General features: G+C 28.6%; 21 protein-coding genes and 1 pseudogene. 18 read left to right on the plus strand and 4 right to left on the minus strand.

Annotation, left to right across the window (positions count from 1 at the left end; genetic code table 11):
* Positions 1-12: 12 nt before the first annotated feature.
* The 3 genes from nrdG (at position 13) to NSA23_RS13130 (ending at position 1,785) form a co-directional block, all read left to right on the plus strand.
* Positions 13-519, plus strand: a complete 507-nt coding sequence (gene nrdG / locus NSA23_RS13120) for an anaerobic ribonucleoside-triphosphate reductase activating protein (RefSeq protein ID WP_042682700.1) — start codon at positions 13-15, stop codon at positions 517-519.
* Between the two features lie 70 nt (positions 520-589).
* Positions 590-1,147 (plus strand): nitroreductase family protein, encoded by a 558-nt coding sequence (locus NSA23_RS13125; protein WP_042682698.1) that lies wholly within the window; start codon positions 590-592, stop codon positions 1,145-1,147.
* 293 nt (positions 1,148-1,440) lie between these two features.
* Positions 1,441-1,785 (plus strand): DUF3221 domain-containing protein, encoded by a 345-nt coding sequence (locus NSA23_RS13130; RefSeq protein WP_042682695.1) that lies wholly within the window; start codon positions 1,441-1,443, stop codon positions 1,783-1,785.
* A 49-nt stretch (positions 1,786-1,834) separates the two neighbouring features.
* Here the strand turns inward: NSA23_RS13130 and NSA23_RS13135 are convergent.
* Positions 1,835-2,047 (minus strand): annotated as a pseudogene (locus NSA23_RS13135) (TIGR04076 family protein); the annotation flags it as partial.
* A 62-nt stretch (positions 2,048-2,109) separates the two neighbouring features.
* Positions 2,110-3,462 carry a transglutaminase-like domain-containing protein gene (locus tag NSA23_RS13140; RefSeq protein WP_042682692.1) on the minus strand — a complete coding sequence of 451 codons (1,353 nt, stop codon included), beginning with the start codon at positions 3,460-3,462 and terminating at the stop codon, positions 2,110-2,112.
* A gap of 130 nt (positions 3,463-3,592) precedes the next feature.
* Between NSA23_RS13140 and NSA23_RS13145 the strand changes: the two genes are divergently transcribed.
* The 8 genes from NSA23_RS13145 to NSA23_RS13180 all read left to right on the plus strand — a co-directional run bounded on the left by NSA23_RS13145 (position 3,593) and on the right by NSA23_RS13180 (position 11,204).
* Positions 3,593-5,008, plus strand: a complete 1,416-nt coding sequence (locus tag NSA23_RS13145; RefSeq protein WP_050069841.1) for a DNA methyltransferase — start codon at positions 3,593-3,595, stop codon at positions 5,006-5,008.
* A gap of 19 nt (positions 5,009-5,027) precedes the next feature.
* The gene (locus NSA23_RS13150) at positions 5,028-6,485 is read left to right on the plus strand and encodes an aminoacyl-histidine dipeptidase (RefSeq protein ID WP_042682690.1); all 1,458 of its coding nucleotides are present in this window, start codon (positions 5,028-5,030) and stop codon (positions 6,483-6,485) included.
* Between the two features lie 79 nt (positions 6,486-6,564).
* Positions 6,565-6,912 carry a DUF1292 domain-containing protein gene (locus NSA23_RS13155; RefSeq protein WP_042682688.1) on the plus strand — a complete coding sequence of 116 codons (348 nt, stop codon included), beginning with the start codon at positions 6,565-6,567 and terminating at the stop codon, positions 6,910-6,912.
* Positions 6,913-6,992: 80 nt separating this feature from the next.
* The gene (locus tag NSA23_RS13160) at positions 6,993-8,294 is read left to right on the plus strand and encodes a M18 family aminopeptidase (RefSeq protein ID WP_257490598.1); all 1,302 of its coding nucleotides are present in this window, start codon (positions 6,993-6,995) and stop codon (positions 8,292-8,294) included.
* 35 nt (positions 8,295-8,329) lie between these two features.
* Entirely contained in the window at positions 8,330-9,178 is an 849-nt protein-coding gene (locus NSA23_RS13165; RefSeq protein ID WP_257490599.1) for a Cof-type HAD-IIB family hydrolase, read from the plus strand.
* Between the two features lie 13 nt (positions 9,179-9,191).
* The gene (locus NSA23_RS13170; protein WP_257490600.1) at positions 9,192-9,644 is read left to right on the plus strand and encodes a peroxiredoxin; all 453 of its coding nucleotides are present in this window, start codon (positions 9,192-9,194) and stop codon (positions 9,642-9,644) included.
* A gap of 92 nt (positions 9,645-9,736) precedes the next feature.
* Complete coding sequence (mnmL, locus tag NSA23_RS13175) at positions 9,737-10,693, plus strand: tRNA modification radical SAM protein MnmL/YtqA (RefSeq protein ID WP_257490601.1); 957 nt, start codon at positions 9,737-9,739, stop codon at positions 10,691-10,693.
* 85 nt (positions 10,694-10,778) lie between these two features.
* The gene (locus tag NSA23_RS13180) at positions 10,779-11,204 is read left to right on the plus strand and encodes a hypothetical protein (RefSeq protein ID WP_257490602.1); all 426 of its coding nucleotides are present in this window, start codon (positions 10,779-10,781) and stop codon (positions 11,202-11,204) included.
* Positions 11,205-11,225: 21 nt separating this feature from the next.
* Here NSA23_RS13180 and NSA23_RS13185 read toward each other — a convergent pair whose 3' ends face one another.
* Positions 11,226-11,402, minus strand: coding sequence for a DUF1540 domain-containing protein (locus tag NSA23_RS13185; protein ID WP_075052130.1), 177 nt, complete (start codon positions 11,400-11,402; stop codon positions 11,226-11,228).
* A 143-nt stretch (positions 11,403-11,545) separates the two neighbouring features.
* Here NSA23_RS13185 and NSA23_RS13190 point away from each other — a divergent pair, with 143 nt between their 5' ends.
* Both NSA23_RS13190 and NSA23_RS13195 read left to right on the plus strand, forming a co-directional pair.
* On the plus strand, positions 11,546-12,268 hold the full coding sequence (locus tag NSA23_RS13190) for a pseudouridine synthase (protein ID WP_257490603.1): 723 nt from the start codon (positions 11,546-11,548) through the stop codon (positions 12,266-12,268).
* A gap of 96 nt (positions 12,269-12,364) precedes the next feature.
* Positions 12,365-12,916, plus strand: coding sequence for a DUF6648 family protein (locus tag NSA23_RS13195; protein ID WP_257490604.1), 552 nt, complete (start codon positions 12,365-12,367; stop codon positions 12,914-12,916).
* A 33-nt stretch (positions 12,917-12,949) separates the two neighbouring features.
* Here the strand turns inward: NSA23_RS13195 and NSA23_RS13200 are convergent, their stop codons facing one another.
* Positions 12,950-13,462 (minus strand): endolytic transglycosylase MltG, encoded by a 513-nt coding sequence (locus NSA23_RS13200; RefSeq protein ID WP_257490605.1) that lies wholly within the window; start codon positions 13,460-13,462, stop codon positions 12,950-12,952.
* A gap of 122 nt (positions 13,463-13,584) precedes the next feature.
* Here NSA23_RS13200 and NSA23_RS13205 point away from each other — a divergent pair, with 122 nt between their 5' ends.
* The 5 genes from NSA23_RS13205 to NSA23_RS13225 all read left to right on the plus strand — a co-directional run bounded on the left by NSA23_RS13205 (position 13,585) and on the right by NSA23_RS13225 (position 18,920).
* Positions 13,585-14,553 carry an RluA family pseudouridine synthase gene (locus tag NSA23_RS13205; protein WP_257490606.1) on the plus strand — a complete coding sequence of 323 codons (969 nt, stop codon included), beginning with the start codon at positions 13,585-13,587 and terminating at the stop codon, positions 14,551-14,553.
* Positions 14,554-14,619: 66 nt separating this feature from the next.
* A complete protein-coding gene (locus tag NSA23_RS13210) occupies positions 14,620-15,048 on the plus strand; it encodes a CBS domain-containing protein (protein WP_042682670.1) in 429 nt (142 codons plus the stop codon).
* 107 nt (positions 15,049-15,155) lie between these two features.
* On the plus strand, positions 15,156-16,811 hold the full coding sequence (locus tag NSA23_RS13215) for a nucleoside kinase (protein ID WP_257490607.1): 1,656 nt from the start codon (positions 15,156-15,158) through the stop codon (positions 16,809-16,811).
* A gap of 25 nt (positions 16,812-16,836) precedes the next feature.
* Entirely contained in the window at positions 16,837-17,754 is a 918-nt protein-coding gene (glsA, locus tag NSA23_RS13220; RefSeq protein ID WP_257490608.1) for a glutaminase A, read from the plus strand.
* Positions 17,755-17,831: 77 nt separating this feature from the next.
* Positions 17,832-18,920, plus strand: coding sequence for a dipeptide epimerase (locus NSA23_RS13225; RefSeq protein WP_257490609.1), 1,089 nt, complete (start codon positions 17,832-17,834; stop codon positions 18,918-18,920).
* The last annotated feature ends 4 nt before the right edge of the window (positions 18,921-18,924 follow it).

Genomic DNA, 18,924 nt, shown 5'->3' on the forward strand with positions numbered 1-18,924 from the left:
GAGGTGTCTTATATGAAGACATATATAAAGGTGGCTGGAATAGTAGAAGAATCTATAGTAGATGGTCCAGGAATAAGATTAGTAGTATTTGGGCAAGGATGTAGACATCATTGCCCAGGTTGCCATAATCCAGAAAGCCATTCTCTTGAGGGAGGCAAGTTTATGAAGATAGATGACATAATAAATTTAATAAATGAAAACCCATTATTAGATGGTATAACGCTAAGTGGTGGCGATCCCTTTGAACAAGCAGAAAGTTTTGCTATTTTAGCTAAAAAAGTTAAAAAATTGGGCTTAAATGTAATGACCTATACAGGATATATCTATGAAGAAATTTTAGAAAAATTAGATTTAGTTCCAGGGTGGAGAGATTTATTTTATACTACAGATATATTAGTTGATGGAAGATTTGAATTAGATAAAAAAAGTCTAATGTTAAAATTTAAGGGTTCTTCTAATCAAAGAATAATTAATATGAAAGAATCCCTTGAAAAAGGAAAGATTATTGTTATAGGTTAGGTAAAGTATGATTATTTAATATTTAATAGGGAAGATATTAAATAAGAGAATATTTTGAAAGGTTGATATTATGAGGAAAAGAGATTTTAGTACTGAGATTTTAAAGGAGATAAAAGAAAGATGGTCGCCAAGAGCTTTTAGCAAAGAAAAGATATCTGATGAAGATATAATAGCTTTATTGGAAGCAGCAAGATATGCTCCTTCCTGTTATAATGAGCAGCCATGGAGATTTATTGTGGCTAAATCTGATAAGGAGCTAGAAAAAATGAGGAGTGTAATTGTTGATTCTAACAGAGTTTGGTCAGATAATGCTCCAGTACTTATAATGATTTTATCTAAAAAAACTTTTGATTACAATGGAAAGATAAATAATTGGAGTATATTTGATGCAGGTACTGCTTGGGGTTATATGTCTATAGAGGCTGAAAGAAGAGGGCTTATTACTCATGCAATGGGAGGATTTAAAAAGAAGAAATCTAGAGAAGTATATAATATACCAGAAGATTATTCAATTATAACAGTTATTGCAGTAGGAAAATACGGGGATAAAGAAAAGTTGCCTGAAGATCTTAAGAAAATGGAAGAGCCCGGAATAAGGAAGGATATACAAAGTTTAATATTTAAATAAAGGTAAAATAAAGTAGACGAATTTCTTTTAATTTATAGAAATTCGTCTACTTTATTTTAGTAGATATTGTATTAATCAATACTACACCTTTCTACAGTAGACTATGAAACTATAAGAAATAGTTCCGACAAAAGATTTTGAAATAAAAAAGGAATTTAACTTTGTATATTTAGATAATGGACCTAAAGAATTTATAGAAGATTTTGTAAAATTTTGTTTAAACATCTAGCTAAAAAGTTAAGTGCTTTTTGCTTTAATTATGATAATATTAGTGTATAAAGGGAGGTGTTTTAGTGAAAAGAATAATTAGAATATTGTTAACTTTGGTAACTATATTTTTGCTTATGGGATGTAATAAGAAAGAAGAACAAGTTGGAATAAAGGGAAAAATAACAGAGATACATATTGTAGAAGAGGAAATAACAAGTGTTTTAATTGAAGGAGATATAGAAGAGAATGCTATGTATGATAAGGCTAACGTAGCCATTAAAGATAGCACTAAGATATATAAAGATGATGAGGAAATAAATGCCGAAGATTTAGAAGAAGGACAAATTATTGAAGTTATATTTGATGGTCCGGTGGCTGAATCTCATCCAGTGCAAGGTACTGCAAAAACTATTAATATAATAGAATAATGGCTTATTTAAAATAATTGGCTGTCTTAAAAAGACAGCCAACTCCAAATTATTCCTTAATTTTTTCTAATTTAAATACCGTTATAACTTCAGCATCAGGGCAAGAAACTAGAATATCACCATCTTTATTTTTAGGCAATTCTCCTCCATATCTTAATATATCTATATAAGGAAACATAGTATGGCTAGCCATAGGACATGGTTTTCCACGATCTGTACTAAAATTAAAAGTATCTCCTATTTTATGAGCATAATGACAATTGCCTTTTTCTTTTTGTCAACAACAGTTATTTTTATCTCAGGTTTTCTTATTAACAAATTCCCTTATATTTCATGTATATTAATTATCTCTAGTATAGCTTCATATTCATCGTCGTACAAAAATCTATCTTCATATTCTATTTCCCCAATTTGATTGTCAAAAGGATCTTGCCTATAGTGTTTTTTAGCAGGTATAAAATCATAATTCACCTCAGAATTTGCAACCATTCTAAATGGATCAAGATTTCCAAAAAAGAAATTCCACTTTTTTTCATTTCCGTTTCTTAAAGCACCGCCACCATGAGATGGATCTGCAAAAATCCATCCATAAGGTTCAATATAAAACTCCGTCCAATCATGACAACCTATATAATAAGGGCTTGAATAAAGGCCTGATTGCCATCGGGCTGGAATATTAGCAATTCTACAAAGAGTTATAAATAATATTGCTTGAACACCGCAATCTCCTTTTAAATTATAAGCACAATATTCTGGAATATTTGTTATAGTTGCATATTGAGGCATATAAGAGTATTGTACATTTTTAGTTATATAATCATATATTTTTCTTGCCTTTATAAGTGGATTTTTTTCATCTTTTATTATTTCATTAGTTAACTCTACTAAGAATGGAGTAAATCTAATATGGGGAATCCATTCTTCAGTATAAAAACTTGGCTGATTTTTTGAAACTATTTCTGGCTTTAGATCATTATATTTAATATGATTTTCATATGAATATTCTACAGTAAATATATCTCCACCATTTACTTCTTCTTCAAAATAAATTGTTCTTTGAGGATGATTTTCTGGTGCTATAAACTTTGGATTATGAGATGTATTGTGTATTTTAATGTTTTTTATTTGCTGTGCATTTTGGGGAATAGGAATATGCACTTTAACTGACTCACCAACTCTAGCTTTTCTTTCTTTTAATTTAATTCCAGTTCTAAGATGAATAAAATATTTTTTTTCTCTACTTGATATTATTTCATCTATAGTTTTTTCAACTAGTTGGGAATCCTTATTATCCGTATTCTTATCTATAAGTCTTTTTTTAAAATTTTTATTGACTTTAATAATATTATTTAAAAATGAATCAATGAACTTGACTTCTCCATCAATGTAAACCCATTCTGCATACCTTTCATCTTTCATTTTTTCTAATTCTTCTTTTGCAAATCCTTCAATTTTTGATGAAGCTAACTCAAAAGCTTCATCAAAACTATAGATATAGTCATCTTTTAACCTCCTAATTCTATCTTTTTCATACTCTAGTCTATTCCTAAGTATATTTGGAATATTTCTATCCATGTATATGTCTATGAGTTTCAATGCCTTGTCATAATCACCAAAATAGATAGTTTTTTTAATATCTTCAGGAAGTTCTACTATTAAGGAATTGTATATATCCATAAAGTCTCCCCCTTATATTGTTATTTAAATAGGATTATATCTTAAAAAAATAATAATATAAAGGGGAATAAAGGTATTTTTAAAAATTTATAGAATAAAAGCTATATAAGAATTTTTAAAGGAGGAAAATATGGGTGGGAAATCAATAATAAATGAGCTTCCTAATATATTAAAGAATGGTAAAATAGAAGTAGAAAAGATTTTAAATGAAGATCATAATATTAAAACGGAAGCTATAGTAGTTCCGTCTAGGGAAAGAGATGGATTATTCAAAGGGAAAATTAGCCAATATAAAGAAAGGGAAATTACTAATAGATTTATTTATGGCGATAACCTATATACAATGAAGTCAGTTTTAAAAGGAGAAGGTTGTTCTTCAATGAAAGGAAAAATAGACCTTATATATATAGATCCTCCCTTTTTATCAAAAGCTAATTATAATTCAAAAATAAGATTGCCTTTAAATGGCAAAACAGTTACTGTAGAAAAATTTGCCTACTCGGATTTTTGGGAAGAGGGAGTGGTTTCCTATTTAAAAATGCTATATCCTCGACTTTTACTTATGAAAGACTTATTAAGTGATAAGGGAAGTATCTATGTACATCTTGATTGGCATATAGTTCACTATGTAAAAATTATTATGGATGAAGTATTTGGCAAAGATATGTTTTTAAATGAAATAATTTGGAATTATAAATCTGGAGGAGTAAGTAAAAAATATTTTGCAAGAAAACATGATACTATATTATTGTATTCCAAAACGAAAAATTATATTTTCAATTCTCAGAAAGAAAAGTCCTATAATAGAGGATTAAAACCCTATAGATTTAAGGGGGTAGAAGAATTTGTTGATGATATAGGTTGGTATACATTAGTTAATATGAAAGATGTTTGGAATATAGATATGGTAGGAAGAACTTCCAAGGAAAGAGTAGGGTATGCAACCCAAAAGCCTGAAAAACTTCTAGAAAGAATAATATTATCATCAACTGATGAAAATTCAATAGTGGCAGATTTTTTTGCAGGAAGTGGTACTACTGGAGTAGTAGCAGAAAGGCTTAATAGAAGATGGATATTATCAGATATAGGTACTAATTCTGCTCTAACCGTAGAAAAAAGGCTTATAGATATGGAGGGAGAGCAGTTCTTACTTCAAGGGTTAAAAGGTTACGATTTAGTACATAATGGAGAATTAAGTATTGGAGAAATCCATAAAAAAAGTTTAGAAGATGAGAAGGAACTAATTAGCTTTAGTCTAGAAGGGTATAAAATAGATATAAATAATATTCCAATTGAAGAAAAATACAGAAAAATAGTTAAGGATGTATTGAAGGAGAATTCTCTAAATTTAATAGATTATATAAGTATCGATCCAGATTATAATGGAGAGATATTCATTAGTAGATGGCAAGATTTCAGAGAAGAAAATATTTATGAAATTAATAGATTCGTTGAACTAAAAGTTTCCAAAAAGGATAGAAGAAATATAGCTATAAAAGTAGTAGATGTATTTGGATTTGAAAGTAAGTATATACTAGAAATATAAATTATGAAGGGATGATTTTATGTCAAGAATTTTGGAAAAGATAACACCAGAAAGAGTATTTTATTATTTTGAAGATTTAACTAGAATACCACGTTGTTCGGGAGAAGAACAAAATGTAAGTAATTATTTATTAAATTTTGCAAAAGAGCATAATCTTGAGGTGATTCAGGATAAAGCGTTAAACATTATAATAAAGAAACCTGGTACAAAAGGATATGAAAATGCACCAACAGTAGTTTTACAAGGCCATATGGATATGGTATGTGAAAAGGATGCTGATGTAGAGCATGATTTTTCCAAAGATCCAATTAAGCTCCAAATAGATGGAGACTATATAAAGGGGACTGGTACTACACTAGGTGCAGACAATGGAATTGCAGTTGCTATGTGTTTAGCAATCCTTGATTCTAAAGATATTCCTCATCCACCATTAGAAGTACTTGCAACTACTTCGGAGGAGACTGGAATGGATGGAGCAAATGCATTAAATCCAAAGGATATTGAGGGGAAAATTTTAATAAATATAGATTCAGAGGAAGAAGGCAAGTTGTTAGTAAGTTGTGCTGGGGGAGAAAGAGATAGAGTTGAAATACCTATAATATGGGAAAAAAGTGATGAAAATAAAGCTCCTTATATAATAGAAATAACAGGTCTTCAAGGCGGACATTCAGGTATGGAGATAGATGAAGGTAGAGGAAATGGAAATAAGTTGATGGGAAGGTTATTGTATGAGCTTAGAAAGAAAATAGATTTTAATCTTGCTGAGATTGAAGGGGGAGCAAAGACTAATACTATTCCAAGAAGTGGAAAGGCTTTAGTTACAATTAATGAGGATAGTAAAGAGATTTTTGAAAAAATAATTAAAGATATGGAGAAAACATTTAAAAATGAGTTCAAATTAACAGATAAAAATATTAGAATAGAAATGAAGAAAAGCGAATTAAATATAAACAAAGTATTTAGTGATGATACTACTAAAAAAATAATTGGAACTTTAATATTAATGCCCAATGGTGTTCAAACTATGAGTAGGGAAATAGAAGACTTAGTAGAAAGCTCAAATAATCTAGGTATAGTAAAAACTCTAGAAAATGTAGTTATTTTTGAAAGCTCTATAAGGAGTTCTGTAAGAAGTTTAAGAAAAGATATAGCAAATCAAATGGCTATTATAGCAGATATGCTAGGTGGGAATTGGGAAAGCTATGCTTCATATCCAGAATGGGAATATGAAGAAGATTCTTATATAAGAAAAGTGTTTCAAAGGGTTTATAAGGAAAAGTTTGGGAAAGAATTAGAAATAGCTGCAATTCATGCAGGTCTTGAATGTGGACTTTTTAAAGCAAAATTCAAAGAAATGGATATGGTTTCCTTTGGACCAAATATGTATGGGGTTCATACTCCAGAAGAAAAATTGAGTATATCTTCCACTAAAAAGACATGGGAACTCTTACTTGGAGTTCTTGAGGAAATAAAATAAAATTTTATATATACTTATAATCTAAAATAGGATATTATAAGCATATGTATTAAATAATAAATTATAAAGGAGAATGAATATGACTAATAAACATGAAGAAAACCATGATTGCTGCAATCATTCAGAAGAGGATTGTGAATGTGGTTGTCACCATGACCATGATCATGAAGAACCTGGTATAATATATCTTACACTAGAAGATGGTAGTGAAATGGAGTGTAATGTACTAGGTTTGTTTGAGATAGAAGACAAGACATATATTGCACTAGTTCCTATGGGGGAAGATGAAGTACTTTTATATGAATACATGGAAGTTGAAGATGGAATAGAATTAGAACAAATAGAAAGTGATGAAGAATTTGAACTAGTTTCAGAAGCTTTTTATACATTATTTGTAGATGAGGAAGATATTGAAGAAGAAGAATAGAAAAAATTTATTTTAAAAAAGTACTTCAACTTTTAGTTGGGGTACTTTTTTAAAAAAAATAAATGGAAAGGATGATTTTTTTGACTAAGGAATTAAACTTTGCTCAAGATCTAATAGACTTTATTGGGAAAAGTCCAAGTGCTTTTCACGTGGTAGAAAATGTTAAAGAGGAACTGGTTTATAATGGATTTACAGAATTGAATTTCAGTGAAAGATGGAATATTAAAAAAGAAGGAAAATATTTTGTAACTAAAAATGATTCTGCTCTTATTGCTTTTGTAGTAGGAAAAGGAGATATTGAAAAAGAAGGTTTCAAACTTATAGGTGCTCATACAGACTCACCTACATTTAAAATAAAGCCTAATCCAGAAATAATAGAAGAAAATACCTATCTAAGACTTAATACTGAAGTATATGGTGGACCTATATTAAACACTTGGTTTGATAGACCATTATCATTGGCAGGAAGAATAACAATAAAAGGGAAAGATTTATTCTCTCCAAAAACTTATCTTATAAATATAGACGAGCCTTTAATGATTATACCAAATTTAGCTATACATATGAATAGAAAAGTAAATGAAGGAATCAAGTTAAATACTCAAAAAGAGACTTTACCTTTGCTTTCTATAGTTAATGAAGAATTTGAAAAAGAAAACTTTTTAGCTAATAAAATTGGAAGAAAATTGGATGTAGAGGTAGAGGATATTTTAGACTTTGATTTGTTCCTATATGAATATGAAAAGGGAAAAATAATGGGATTAAATAATGAATTTATATCTTGTGGAAAATTAGATGATTTAGCTATGGTCCATGCAGGAATTAAAGGACTTATAAACTCAAAAGTGAACAGAAAAACTAATGTAATGATATTATTTGATAATGAAGAAGTAGGAAGTCAAACAAAGCAAGGGGCAGCAAGCCCTATGTTAAGAACAGTTTTAGAAAGAATATGCTTATCTCTAGGAGGAGATAGAGAAGATTTCTATAGAAGTCTTTCTAATTCATTTTTAATATCAGCAGATATGGCTCATGGAGTACATCCAAATTATGTAGAAAAACAGGATCCAACGAATAGACCCGTTATAAATGGTGGTCCTGCTATAAAATTAAGTGCAAACCAAGCTTATACTACAGATAGTATATCTTCTACTGTATATGAAAGTATTTGCAAAGTTGCAGGAGTACCTGTTCAGAAGTTTGTAAATAGATCGGATGAAAGAGGCGGCTCAACTATTGGACCCATTTCTTCTACACAGTTAGATATTCCATCTGTAGATATAGGAAACCCTATACTTAGTATGCATTCAGTAAGAGAATTAGGGGGAGTAGATGACCATTATTATCTTTACAAATCTTTTATTGAATACTACAATTATTAGAACAGTAAAATATGAAGGGGACTTAGGTGATATAGATGTATAAATTAATTGCTATTGATTTAGATGGTACATTGCTTACTGATGATAAAAGAATATCGGAGGAAAATCTAGAAACTTTAAAGAAAGCAATTGATAGAGGTTATGAAATAGTTATTGCTACAGGAAGAAGGTATTGGTCTGCTAAAGAGAAGGTTAAAAATATAGATAGTGAGTTAGTTATAATGGCTAACAATGGAAATATAGTTAGAAGAATGAAGGATGACGAAATATTAATACAAAAATATTTAAATATAGATGATTTTCATATTCTAGTAGAGGAAGGAAAAAAGAAAGGATTGTACCCTATTGTCCATGTAGATGGTTATGATGATGGATATGATATGATTATTGAATTAGATAAAGATAATTTTAAATATCACAATTATTTAGCAGACAATATTGATAGATTTAAAAAGGTGAAAAATGTTTTTAAAGTTTCCAATCCTAAGGTTTTGGCAGTGGTATATATGGGAATAAAAAAAGAACTGGAGGAATTTTATTTATATTTAATAGATAAATATCCTGAAAAATACAATTCACATATAATGTATAATTTAACTGGTTCCCATATAAATGATAGAGTTGGACTTTTAGAAGTAATGAATCCATGTGGTACAAAATGGCTAAGTTTAGAGGAGTATGGAATGAAAAAAGGGATTTTACCTGAAGAGATTATCGCAATAGGTGATGACAATAATGATATAGCAATGATTAAAAATGCAGGACTTGGAATAGCTATGAAAAATGCTACGGAGATGACAAAAAAGGTCTCAGATATTATAACAAAAAAAAATAATAATGAAAATGGTGTTGCTCATACTTTAAAATGGGTATTAAAATTGTAAAGGAGTGAGCAAAATGAAAGCACTAAATTTTACATTGAAAGAAACTAGTGGAAGAGAGATTTCTTTAGAAGATTATTTAGGAAAAAAGAATGTAGTTCTTTATTTTTATCCAAGGGATAATACCAAAGGTTGTACAATAGAAGCTTCAGAGTTTAGGGATTTACATGAAGAGTTTGAAAAACTAGATACTATAATATTAGGAATTAGTAAAGATAGTTTGAAATCTCATGCTAAGTTTATTGATAAATTAGATCTTCAATTTTTATTATTAAGTGATGAGGATAAAAAAGTACATGAAATATATGATGTATTAAAACCTAAAAAGATGTACGGAAAAGAATATATAGGCGTTGAAAGATCTACTTTTATTATAGACAAGGAAGGAAATATTGTAAAAGAGTTTAGAAAAGTTAAGGCTAAAGGACATGCAGAAGAAGTATTAAATTTTATAAAAGAAAACCTATAAACTAAACGTAGGTCAGTATATAAATACTTGACCTGCGTTTTATTGTATAATACTATTTTAAATAGTATTTAAATATTAAAGGATGTGATATTTTGAGCAGTATAACTGTATATAATGTTTATTCAAATTATTTAAAAGATAGATTTGGAGAAAAAGTTTATAAACTTCCTATAAAACTACCTCTAACTTGTCCAAATAGGGATGGATGTGTAGGAGTTGGTGGATGCATATTTTGTGGTGAAGAAGGAGGTTCTTTTGAGAACTTACCTAGTAGAATTTCTGTAAAAGATCAGGTTATAAAAAATAAAGAATATATAAGCAAAAGGTATAAAGCTAATAAGTTTATAAGCTATTTTCAAAATTTTACTAATACCTATATGCCTATAGAAGAATTTAAAAAGGTGATAAAAGAATCTATAGTAGAGGATATAGTAGGCATATCTATATCTACTCGTCCAGACTGTGTTAATGAAGAATATTTGCGATTTTTATCCGAAATTAAAGGAAAATACAATTTGGAGATTACAATGGAAATAGGTCTTCAAACTGTTAATTATCACACTCTTTATAAAATAAATAGAGGACATACATTGGCTGAGTTCATAGATAGTGTTTTACTATGTAAAAAATATGGAATCAGAACTTGTGCCCATTTAATACTAAATTTACCTTGGGATGATGAAAATGATGTAATAGAAAGTGCTAAGATTGTTTCTGCTCTTAAATTAGATGAAGTAAAACTTCATGCTCTTTATATTTTAGAAGATACGGTTTTAGGAAGTCTATACAATGAGGGAAAGATATCTATAATTTCAAAAGAGGAATATATGGAAAGAGTTATTACATTTTTAGAGTATTTAAATGAGGATATAATAGTTCAAAGAATTATTGGGAGAGCTCCGAAAGAAAATTCTCTTTTTGTAAACTGGAATGAGAGCTGGTGGAAAATTAGAGATAGTATTGTTAAAAATATGGAGATGAGAAAAACTTATCAAGGAAAGAGATGCAACTATTTAAATGGAAAAGCTTTAAAAAAATTTAAGAAATAATGAAAAAAATGAAGGAAAAACTATTTCTTTGTAGAAAATATACTTATACAAGGTTTTTAAATATAAGGTTGGAGGAGTGGTAGAAATGGTGAAATTTATTTGTGGTACTAAAGGTACTGGTAAAACTAAGCGTTTAATTGAAATGGCAAATGAAGAAATAAAAATCGGAAATGGAAATATTGCTTTTATTGATGTGGATGACAACCATATATTTAGTCTTGATTCTTCAGTAAGATTGATAAATGCCATGGAGTTCAATATAAAAAATATTGAATCTTTCTATGGCTTTTTATGTGGTATTATTGGCATGGATTATGATTTAGAAAAGATTTATGTAGATGGTATATATAAAATCATAGACATAGGCACAGAAGATTTAAAAAACCTATATGAAACCTTAGAAATAATAAGTGAAAAGTTTAATACAGAAATTTATATTGGGTTAGATTATACTTTAGCTCAGATTCCTGAAACTTTAAAAGTAAAGGCTGAAGAATTAGAAATAAAATAAGGCAGAAGATTCTGCCTTATTTTATCCTCTTGTAGTTGGAGAGAATGTTGCGCAATCTGTTTCTTCTGTAGAGGTAGCATTTCTAGGTTGAATTTCTATGGCTTCGGCAGTACAATAATCTCCTTGCTCATGGTACTGACAAGTATTAACAACACATTTAACACCATCTAATGGTGAATCAGTCTTATCTACTCTCAATAGTATTCTCCTTTCTATATTTGTTATAGAAAATATATTATTATTTTATCTTATTTCATATAAATTATTCTAATATCAATACTTTGAAATAAATAATAAAAATAGTGTATAATATAATTGTAGAGTAGATTAAGGAGGGTTCAATGATTAAAAAAGAACGATTAGATAAAGTACTTTCCAATATGGGATATGGTAGTAGAAAAGAAATAAAGCAGTATATAAAAAATGGTAGGGTAATAGTCAATGGTCAGGTTGCAAAAAACAATTCAATAAAAGTTGATCCATATAAAGATGAAATAAACATAGATGGAGAAATAGTAGAATATAAAAAATATATTTACATTATGATGAATAAACCTAAGGGAGTGATTTCATCTACTAGAGATCCTTTTTTTAGCACTGTTTTAGATCTATTAGATAGAAAATATTTATCTTTTAATCCATATCCAGCAGGAAGGTTAGATAAGGATACAGAGGGACTTTTGATACTAACTAATGATGGAAGATTTACTCACAAATTATTGTCACCTAAAAATAGAGTAAATAAAAAATATTATGTAGAAGTAGATGGATATGTAGATGAAAAGTATATTAGTTTGTTTAAAGATGGAATAATTTTGGATGATGGATACAAGACTTTAGATTCTAAATTAGAAATAATTGAGTCAAATTATATATCTAAAGTTTATTTAACAATAATTGAAGGGAAATTTCACCAGGTAAAGCGAATGTTTGAAGCTATAGACATGGAAGTTGTGTATTTAAAAAGAATGTCTATGGGAAATATTAAATTAGACGAAAAGCTTCTTCCTGGAGAATATAGGGAGCTAAGTAAAGAAGAAATCCAAAATTTTAAAAAAGAATAATAAAAAATATTAACGTTAAAGTGAACAAAATCTCTAAATTAATGATATAATATAATTAGTAATTGAGAAATATGATATTAGATAGGGTGTTTAAAATTGGCTTATTGCAGGAGAAGAGGTCTGTTCGATAATTTTTTTGACCATAGAAACTCCCTTATAATCCAATATAAGAATGGAGATATAAGTAAGAGAGAGTTTTTAGAAGGTAATTTTGATTTTGTTGAACAAATGAATGTTAAACCTTTTTCACAAATAGATAGTTATGAAAAAGGTATGTACAATTATCAGTACTATAATGTATTAGCTAAATACTATACTATGCTTGCTAAGGATATGAAAAGAGAAGGTCAGTCCGATAAATATTATACTTATTATCTTAACGAAGGCAATTATTATTATAGAGAAAAAGATAGGGCAACATTGCAATTATTAAGGTTTTTAGATTTTAAAAATATAGAAGCATATTTTATTAAAGTGGAATCTAAATTTTTGAAAGACAAACTTTATGAAATAGTATTAAAAGATTATGAATATGCTATATTTCACTCTAAGAGCAAATGGTTATTGGAGATATTAAGAAAAGAAGGAATATTTATTGAAGGAAAAAAGGTTTCGTTAATAGATGAATATATAAATGAAACCTATTAAGAAGTAAAAAAATAGTAGCCTAGGCTACTATTTTTATTTGCTTAATTTTTTAATAATATCTTCCATTGAAGAAGATTTATTTATTTCGTATTCACCATATTTTAAACCTGTCTCTAAATTCATCTCTTTAACTTTGGCCATAAATTCAGATTCATCTTTTATAAGGCCATTATCTTTTAGAATTTCAGCAATATTTTCGGAAACAGATCCTTTGGGGATACTAACTTTTACTAATTCTTCCTTTTTCGATTTATCATCATTTTTATCATTTTCTTTTTTATCTTCTTTCTTGCCCTCTTTTTTCTCTTCCTTTTTCACATCTGTTTTCGATTTCTTGTTGCTTGTGCTATTTCGACTAGCTATTTTTTTATCCTTTGATGATTCGATTTCTTTTCCTATAGGAGACCCCTCAGTAATACCATCATCAAATAGCACATCTAGTCTCCATCCTATGATACCTGCAACTGCTACTATAATAACTCCCATTAATATGTAGTCAATAGCATCATAAAAGAAATCTTTTAGCTTCTCGCTAAATTTTTTCACTTTTTTCACCTCTTTTTTCTACAATACAATAGATAAATAGAGTAGAGTTTTTATTAAGGGTTTGTGTATAATGTTATTATAACATAATAAAATAAAATAGAAAGAAGAAAGGTGAAAGAAATTTGAGGGAATTAATTGTAAAAAAGAACGATAGCAATCAAAGAATTGATAAATTTTTAAAAAAATATTTACCCAAAGCTCCCCAAAGTTTTATATACAAGATGATTAGAAAAAAGAGGATTAAACTCAATAACAAAAGAGTTAAACCAGATAATATTATTCTAGAGGGAGATAAAATTCAACTTTATATTGCTGATGAAACTTTAAATAAATTTATGGAAAAGAAAAAATTTATTGATACATCTTTATCTATTCCCAAAATAATATATGAAGATAAAAATATTATTCTAATGAATAAAGCTAAAGGAATATTGTCTCATTCAGCAGATGAAAATGATAAAAACAATATAGTTGATAGAATGATAAGTTATCTTTATAAAAGTGGGGAATATAATCCAGAATATGAGAAAACTTTTACTCCATCTATTTGCAATAGATTAGATAGAAATACTAGTGGTATTATAATAGGAGCTAAAAATCATGAGGCTTTAAAGGAAATGAATGAAGGAATAAAAAATAGAAAAGTAAAAAAATATTATAAGACTGTAGTAAAAGGAGAAATTAATAAGGATATATTGCTTAAAGGATATCTAGTAAAAGATGAAAAAACCAATACAGTAAAAATAATTAACAAGAATACTAAAGAGGGAAAAGAAATTTATACAAAAATAAGATTATTGTATACAAATGGAAAATTTTCCTTGTTAGAAATTGATTTAATTACTGGAAGAACACATCAAATCCGAGCACATCTTTCGTCTATTGGGCATCCTATTTTAGGAGATATAAAATATGGAGATAAAGAAACAAATAAAATATTTAAGGAAAAATATGGTTTAAAAAATCAATTTCTACATGCATATAAAGTCAAGTTCAATGGACTATCAAATTTAGATTATTTAAATGGAAAGGAGTTTATTGCTGAATATCCTAAGATCTTAAAAGATATTGAAAAGAAGATATTTAAATAAGAATTAAAAAAAACAAACTACATATCCTAATATTGAACTATTATAAATTATAAAGGAGATGGTAGTTTGAAAGTTAAAGATGCAATGACTAGAGAAGTTAAAATAGCAAGAGAAGATAGTACCATAGAATATATAGCAAATGAAATGAAGGATTTAAATATTGGAAGTATTCCTGTTTGCGATCTTAATAATAGGCTTTTAGGCATTGTAACAGATAGGGATATTGTAGTAAGAGGCTTATCCCAAGGAAAAGGTGAAAATCATACAATAAAAGATGTAATGACTAAAAATCCAATTTCTGTTTCATCAGATACAGATCTTGATGAAGCTACAAAACTCATGTCACAACATCAAATAAGACGTTTACCAGTAGTAGACAATGGAACTTTAGTAGGGATTTTGGCTATAGGAGATGTAGCAGTAAGAGATAATTTTGTAAATGAAGCAGGAGATGCATTATCTAGTATATCAGAACCAAGTAAACCTAATATATAGAAAAATAGCGGAGGCAACTCTGCTATTTTTTATGATAAGTAGTTTATTGTTCTATATTAATATATAATAAGTATAATATAGTTAAAGTCTTAATAGGGGGAATAAATATGAGCAAAATAAAATTATATATAGAAGGAATAGGAGAAAAAACACTAGACAAAGGTTCTACGTTGGAAGAAGTAGCAAAGTTAGTATATAAAGAAGAACATAAAAAATATTTAGGAGCTAGAATAGATAACGAAATTTTTCTTTTAACAGATATAGCGGAAAAAGGAAAAAGAATAAAATTCATAGATATTAGTGATAAGGACGGATATAAGATATATACAAGAACTTTAACTGTTGTATATATAAAGGCATGTGAAGAGTTGTTTCCAGATGCTAATGTAAACATTGAACATTCTTTAGGTGAAGGACTTTATACAGAAATTAAGAAAAGTAAACCTATAAATTTTAAAGAAATAAGAATGATAAAAGAAAAAATGGAAGAAATAATAAAAGAGGACAAACCTATTTTAAGGGAAAAAATCAAAAGAAAGGATGCAATTAAATTATTTAAAGAAAAGGGTTATATGGACAAGGTGAATCTCTATAAACATGTAGAGAAGGATGAAATACATATATATAAAATAGATGATCATATAGATAGTTTTTATGGATATTTGGCTCCGTCTACAGGATATATACAAATGTTTGACTTAAAATACTATTATCCTGGAGCTATACTTTTTTCACCATCTGAAAAAAACAGATTCGTAGTTCCAGAGTTTGTAGAACCAAGACAACTAGCAAGAGTTTTTAAAGAAGCAGAGGATTGGGTTGATATTCTAGATCTAGGTTATATAGGAAGCTTAAATGACAAGGTAGTGGATGGTTCTATTGATGAAGTTATTAGAGTATCAGAAGCTTTGCACGAGAAAAAAATTGCTAATATAGCAGATACAATATGTGAAGATGATAATGTAAATGTTATATTAGTAGCTGGGCCTTCATCTTCAGGGAAAACTACTTTTTCCCATAGATTAGCAGTACAGCTTAAGGTCAATGGAAAACGACCAATATCTATATCGGTAGATGATTATTTTGTAAACAGAGAAGATACGCCTAAGGATGAATTTGGAGAATATGATTTTGAGTCTTTAGAAGCTATTGATATTAAGTTGTTTAATGAAGATTTAATTAAACTGCTAGAAGGTGAAGAGGTAGAATTGCCAAAGTTCGATTTTGTAAAAGGCATAAGAGAACATTCAGGGAAAATTGTAAAAGTTGATGAAGAACACCCTATAATAGTCGAAGGTATTCACTGTTTGAATTCAGAACTTACTAAAGCTATTCCAGAAAAGAATAAATTTAAGATATATGTAAGTGCTCTAACTCAATTAAATGTGGATGCTCACAATAGAATACCTACAACTGATACAAGAATTATAAGGAGAATAGTTAGAGATAGCAAATTTAGGGGGAATGATATTAGAAGGACTTTTAAACTATGGGAATCAGTAAGAAGAGGAGAAGAAAAAAACATATTTCCTTATCAAGAGGAAGCAGATATAATGTTTAATTCTTCATTAGTATATGAGTTGTCTGTACTTAAAAAATATATAGTGCCTCAACTAAAGACCATAGATAGAACTAGTGAATATTATTCTGAAGCTAAAAGACTTCTTAAATTTTTAGAGTACTTTAAAGATGTAAAAAACGAGTCTATAATACCTCCAACTTCAATTCTTAGAGAATTTATTGGCAATAGTTGTTTCGAGTAAAAATATATTGTGAGGAGTGTATTTTATGAAAAAATTATTAGATGAATTAATTGAAAAGAATCGACATTTGACTAAAAAAGGGAAGGTTGCAGACTATATTCCAGCATTGAAAAAGGCTAACTCAAAAGACTTAGGTATTTGTATTATAGATATGAAAGGAAATATATACACTTCTGGTGAATATAAAACTAAATTTACCATTCAAAGTATATCTAAAACTTTATCACTTATGTTGGCTATTATGGACAATGGAGTAGAAAAAGTATTTAGTAAAGTGGGAATGGAACCTACAGGAGATGCTTTTAATTCTATGTATAAATTAGAAATGCCAGATGTATATAAGCCTTTAAATCCTATGATAAATGCTGGAGCCATAGTTGTTACTTCTCTTATTAAGGGTGAAAGTTCTGAAGAAAAATTTGAAAGAATTTTAAACTTTTTTAGAAAGATAACTTGTAATAACAAATTAAATTTAAACGAAGAGGTGTATTTATCTGAAAAGGAAACAGGAAATAAAAATGTAGCAATGGCTTATTTACTAAAAGATATGGGGATTTTAGAAGGTGATGTAGAAGAAATATTGGATATTTATTTTAAACAATGTTCTATTGAAGTAGATTGTATAGATATAGCAAATATTGGGCTTTTTTTAGCTAATAGAGGAAAAATTTTAAAAACTGGTGAAGCTATTACTACAGATTATATTGCAAGAATCGTTAAAACTCTTATGGTAACTTGTGGAATGTATGATTTTAGTGGAGAATTTGCGATTAGAATAGGTATTCCAGCAAAGAGTGGTGTTTCAGGTGGAATCATGGCTTCTGTACCTCATAGGATGGGAATTGGAATATATGGACCTTCATTAGATGAAAAAGGAAATTCAGTAGCAGGATATGAAGTTTTAGAGGATTTGTCTAAAAAACTAAATTTAAGCATATTTTGACAAGTTTTGTTTTAATTCATTGCACAAAATTTTTAAGATGGTATAATTTACTTAATGATATATTGAGGAGGGTTTTAATGAAAATTCGTGATATTCAAGTAGGGGAAATTAAAATACCCTTGAAAAAACCTTTTAGAACAGCTTTAAGGGAAGTATATACTATAGAGAATGCAATAGTTAGAATAGAGACTGATACTGGAAATGTAGGATATGGAGAAGCAGCTATAACCCCAGTAATAACAGGAGATACTATGGGTTCTATTAAGTGGGCAATTATGGAACATATAAGGCCAAGCTTAATAGGGATGGATATAGAAAATATTGAAGAGATAATGAATAGAATTGATAATTCTTTAGTAAATAATTCAAGTCCTAAAGCTGCTGTGGATATGGCCATATATGACTTATATGGACAACTATATAATACTACTGTATACAAATTATTAGGTGGATATAGAAATAAAATAACTACAGATATAACTGTAAGTGTAAACGATCCTGAAGAAATGGCACAAGACAGTATAGATGCCCTTGAGAGAGGATATAAAACTATTAAAGTAAAGGTTGGTAAGGATTGGAAGGTAGATCTTCTAAGGCTTGAAACTATAAGAAAAGCTGTAGGAAACAAAGTAAATATAAGAATAGATGCAAATCAAGGTTGGACTCCAAAAGAAGCAGTAAGAGTAATGAGAATGATGGAAGATAAAGGTCTTGATATAGAGTTAGTAGAACAACCTGTAAAGGCTTATGATATTGAAGGGCTTAAATATGTAACAGATAATATAGACACTCCAGTTATGGCTGATGAAAGCGTATTTTCTCCTCAAGATGCAGTAAATATAATTATAAACAGAGCAGCTGATTTGGTAAATATAAAACTAATGAAAACTGGTGGAATTCATAATGCAATAAAAATATGTAATCTTGCAGAGATTTATGAAATGGAATGCATGCTTGGTTGTATGATGGAGAGCAAAATAGGACTTACAGCTGCTTGCCATTTAGCCGGTGGAAAGAGTATTATAACTAAATTTGATTTAGATGCTCCAAACCTATGTGCAGAAGATCCAGTAGATGGAGGAGCTATTTACAAAGAATCTTTAATAGTATTAGAGGATGATTTAGGATTTGGTTTTAGAAAAATAGGAAACATTATTTATGATTAAAGGG

The sequence above is a fragment of the Anaerosalibacter massiliensis genome (assembly GCF_024623155.1).
Classification (GTDB): Bacteria; Bacillota; Clostridia; order Tissierellales; family Sporanaerobacteraceae; genus Anaerosalibacter; species Anaerosalibacter massiliensis.

Bases quoted from the DNA above. Each gene is read 5' to 3' on its own strand.
- NSA23_RS13140 (WP_042682692.1), bottom strand. From the start codon at position 3,462: ATGGATATATACAATTCCTTAATAGTAGAACTTCCTGAAGATATTAAA.
- NSA23_RS13155 (WP_042682688.1), top strand. From the start codon at position 6,565: ATGACTAATAAACATGAAGAAAACCATGATTGCTGCAATCATTCAGAA.
- NSA23_RS13170 (WP_257490600.1), top strand. From the start codon at position 9,192: ATGAAAGCACTAAATTTTACATTGAAAGAAACTAGTGGAAGAGAGATT.
- glsA (WP_257490608.1), top strand. From the start codon at position 16,837: ATGAAAAAATTATTAGATGAATTAATTGAAAAGAATCGACATTTGACT.
- NSA23_RS13190 (WP_257490603.1), top strand. From the start codon at position 11,546: ATGATTAAAAAAGAACGATTAGATAAAGTACTTTCCAATATGGGATAT.
- NSA23_RS13125 (WP_042682698.1), top strand. From the start codon at position 590: ATGAGGAAAAGAGATTTTAGTACTGAGATTTTAAAGGAGATAAAAGAA.
- NSA23_RS13150 (WP_042682690.1), top strand. From the start codon at position 5,028: ATGTCAAGAATTTTGGAAAAGATAACACCAGAAAGAGTATTTTATTAT.
- NSA23_RS13215 (WP_257490607.1), top strand. From the start codon at position 15,156: ATGAGCAAAATAAAATTATATATAGAAGGAATAGGAGAAAAAACACTA.
- NSA23_RS13145 (WP_050069841.1), top strand. From the start codon at position 3,593: ATGGGTGGGAAATCAATAATAAATGAGCTTCCTAATATATTAAAGAAT.
- NSA23_RS13165 (WP_257490599.1), top strand. From the start codon at position 8,330: ATGTATAAATTAATTGCTATTGATTTAGATGGTACATTGCTTACTGAT.
- NSA23_RS13180 (WP_257490602.1), top strand. From the start codon at position 10,779: ATGGTGAAATTTATTTGTGGTACTAAAGGTACTGGTAAAACTAAGCGT.
- nrdG (WP_042682700.1), top strand. From the start codon at position 13: ATGAAGACATATATAAAGGTGGCTGGAATAGTAGAAGAATCTATAGTA.
- NSA23_RS13225 (WP_257490609.1), top strand. From the start codon at position 17,832: ATGAAAATTCGTGATATTCAAGTAGGGGAAATTAAAATACCCTTGAAA.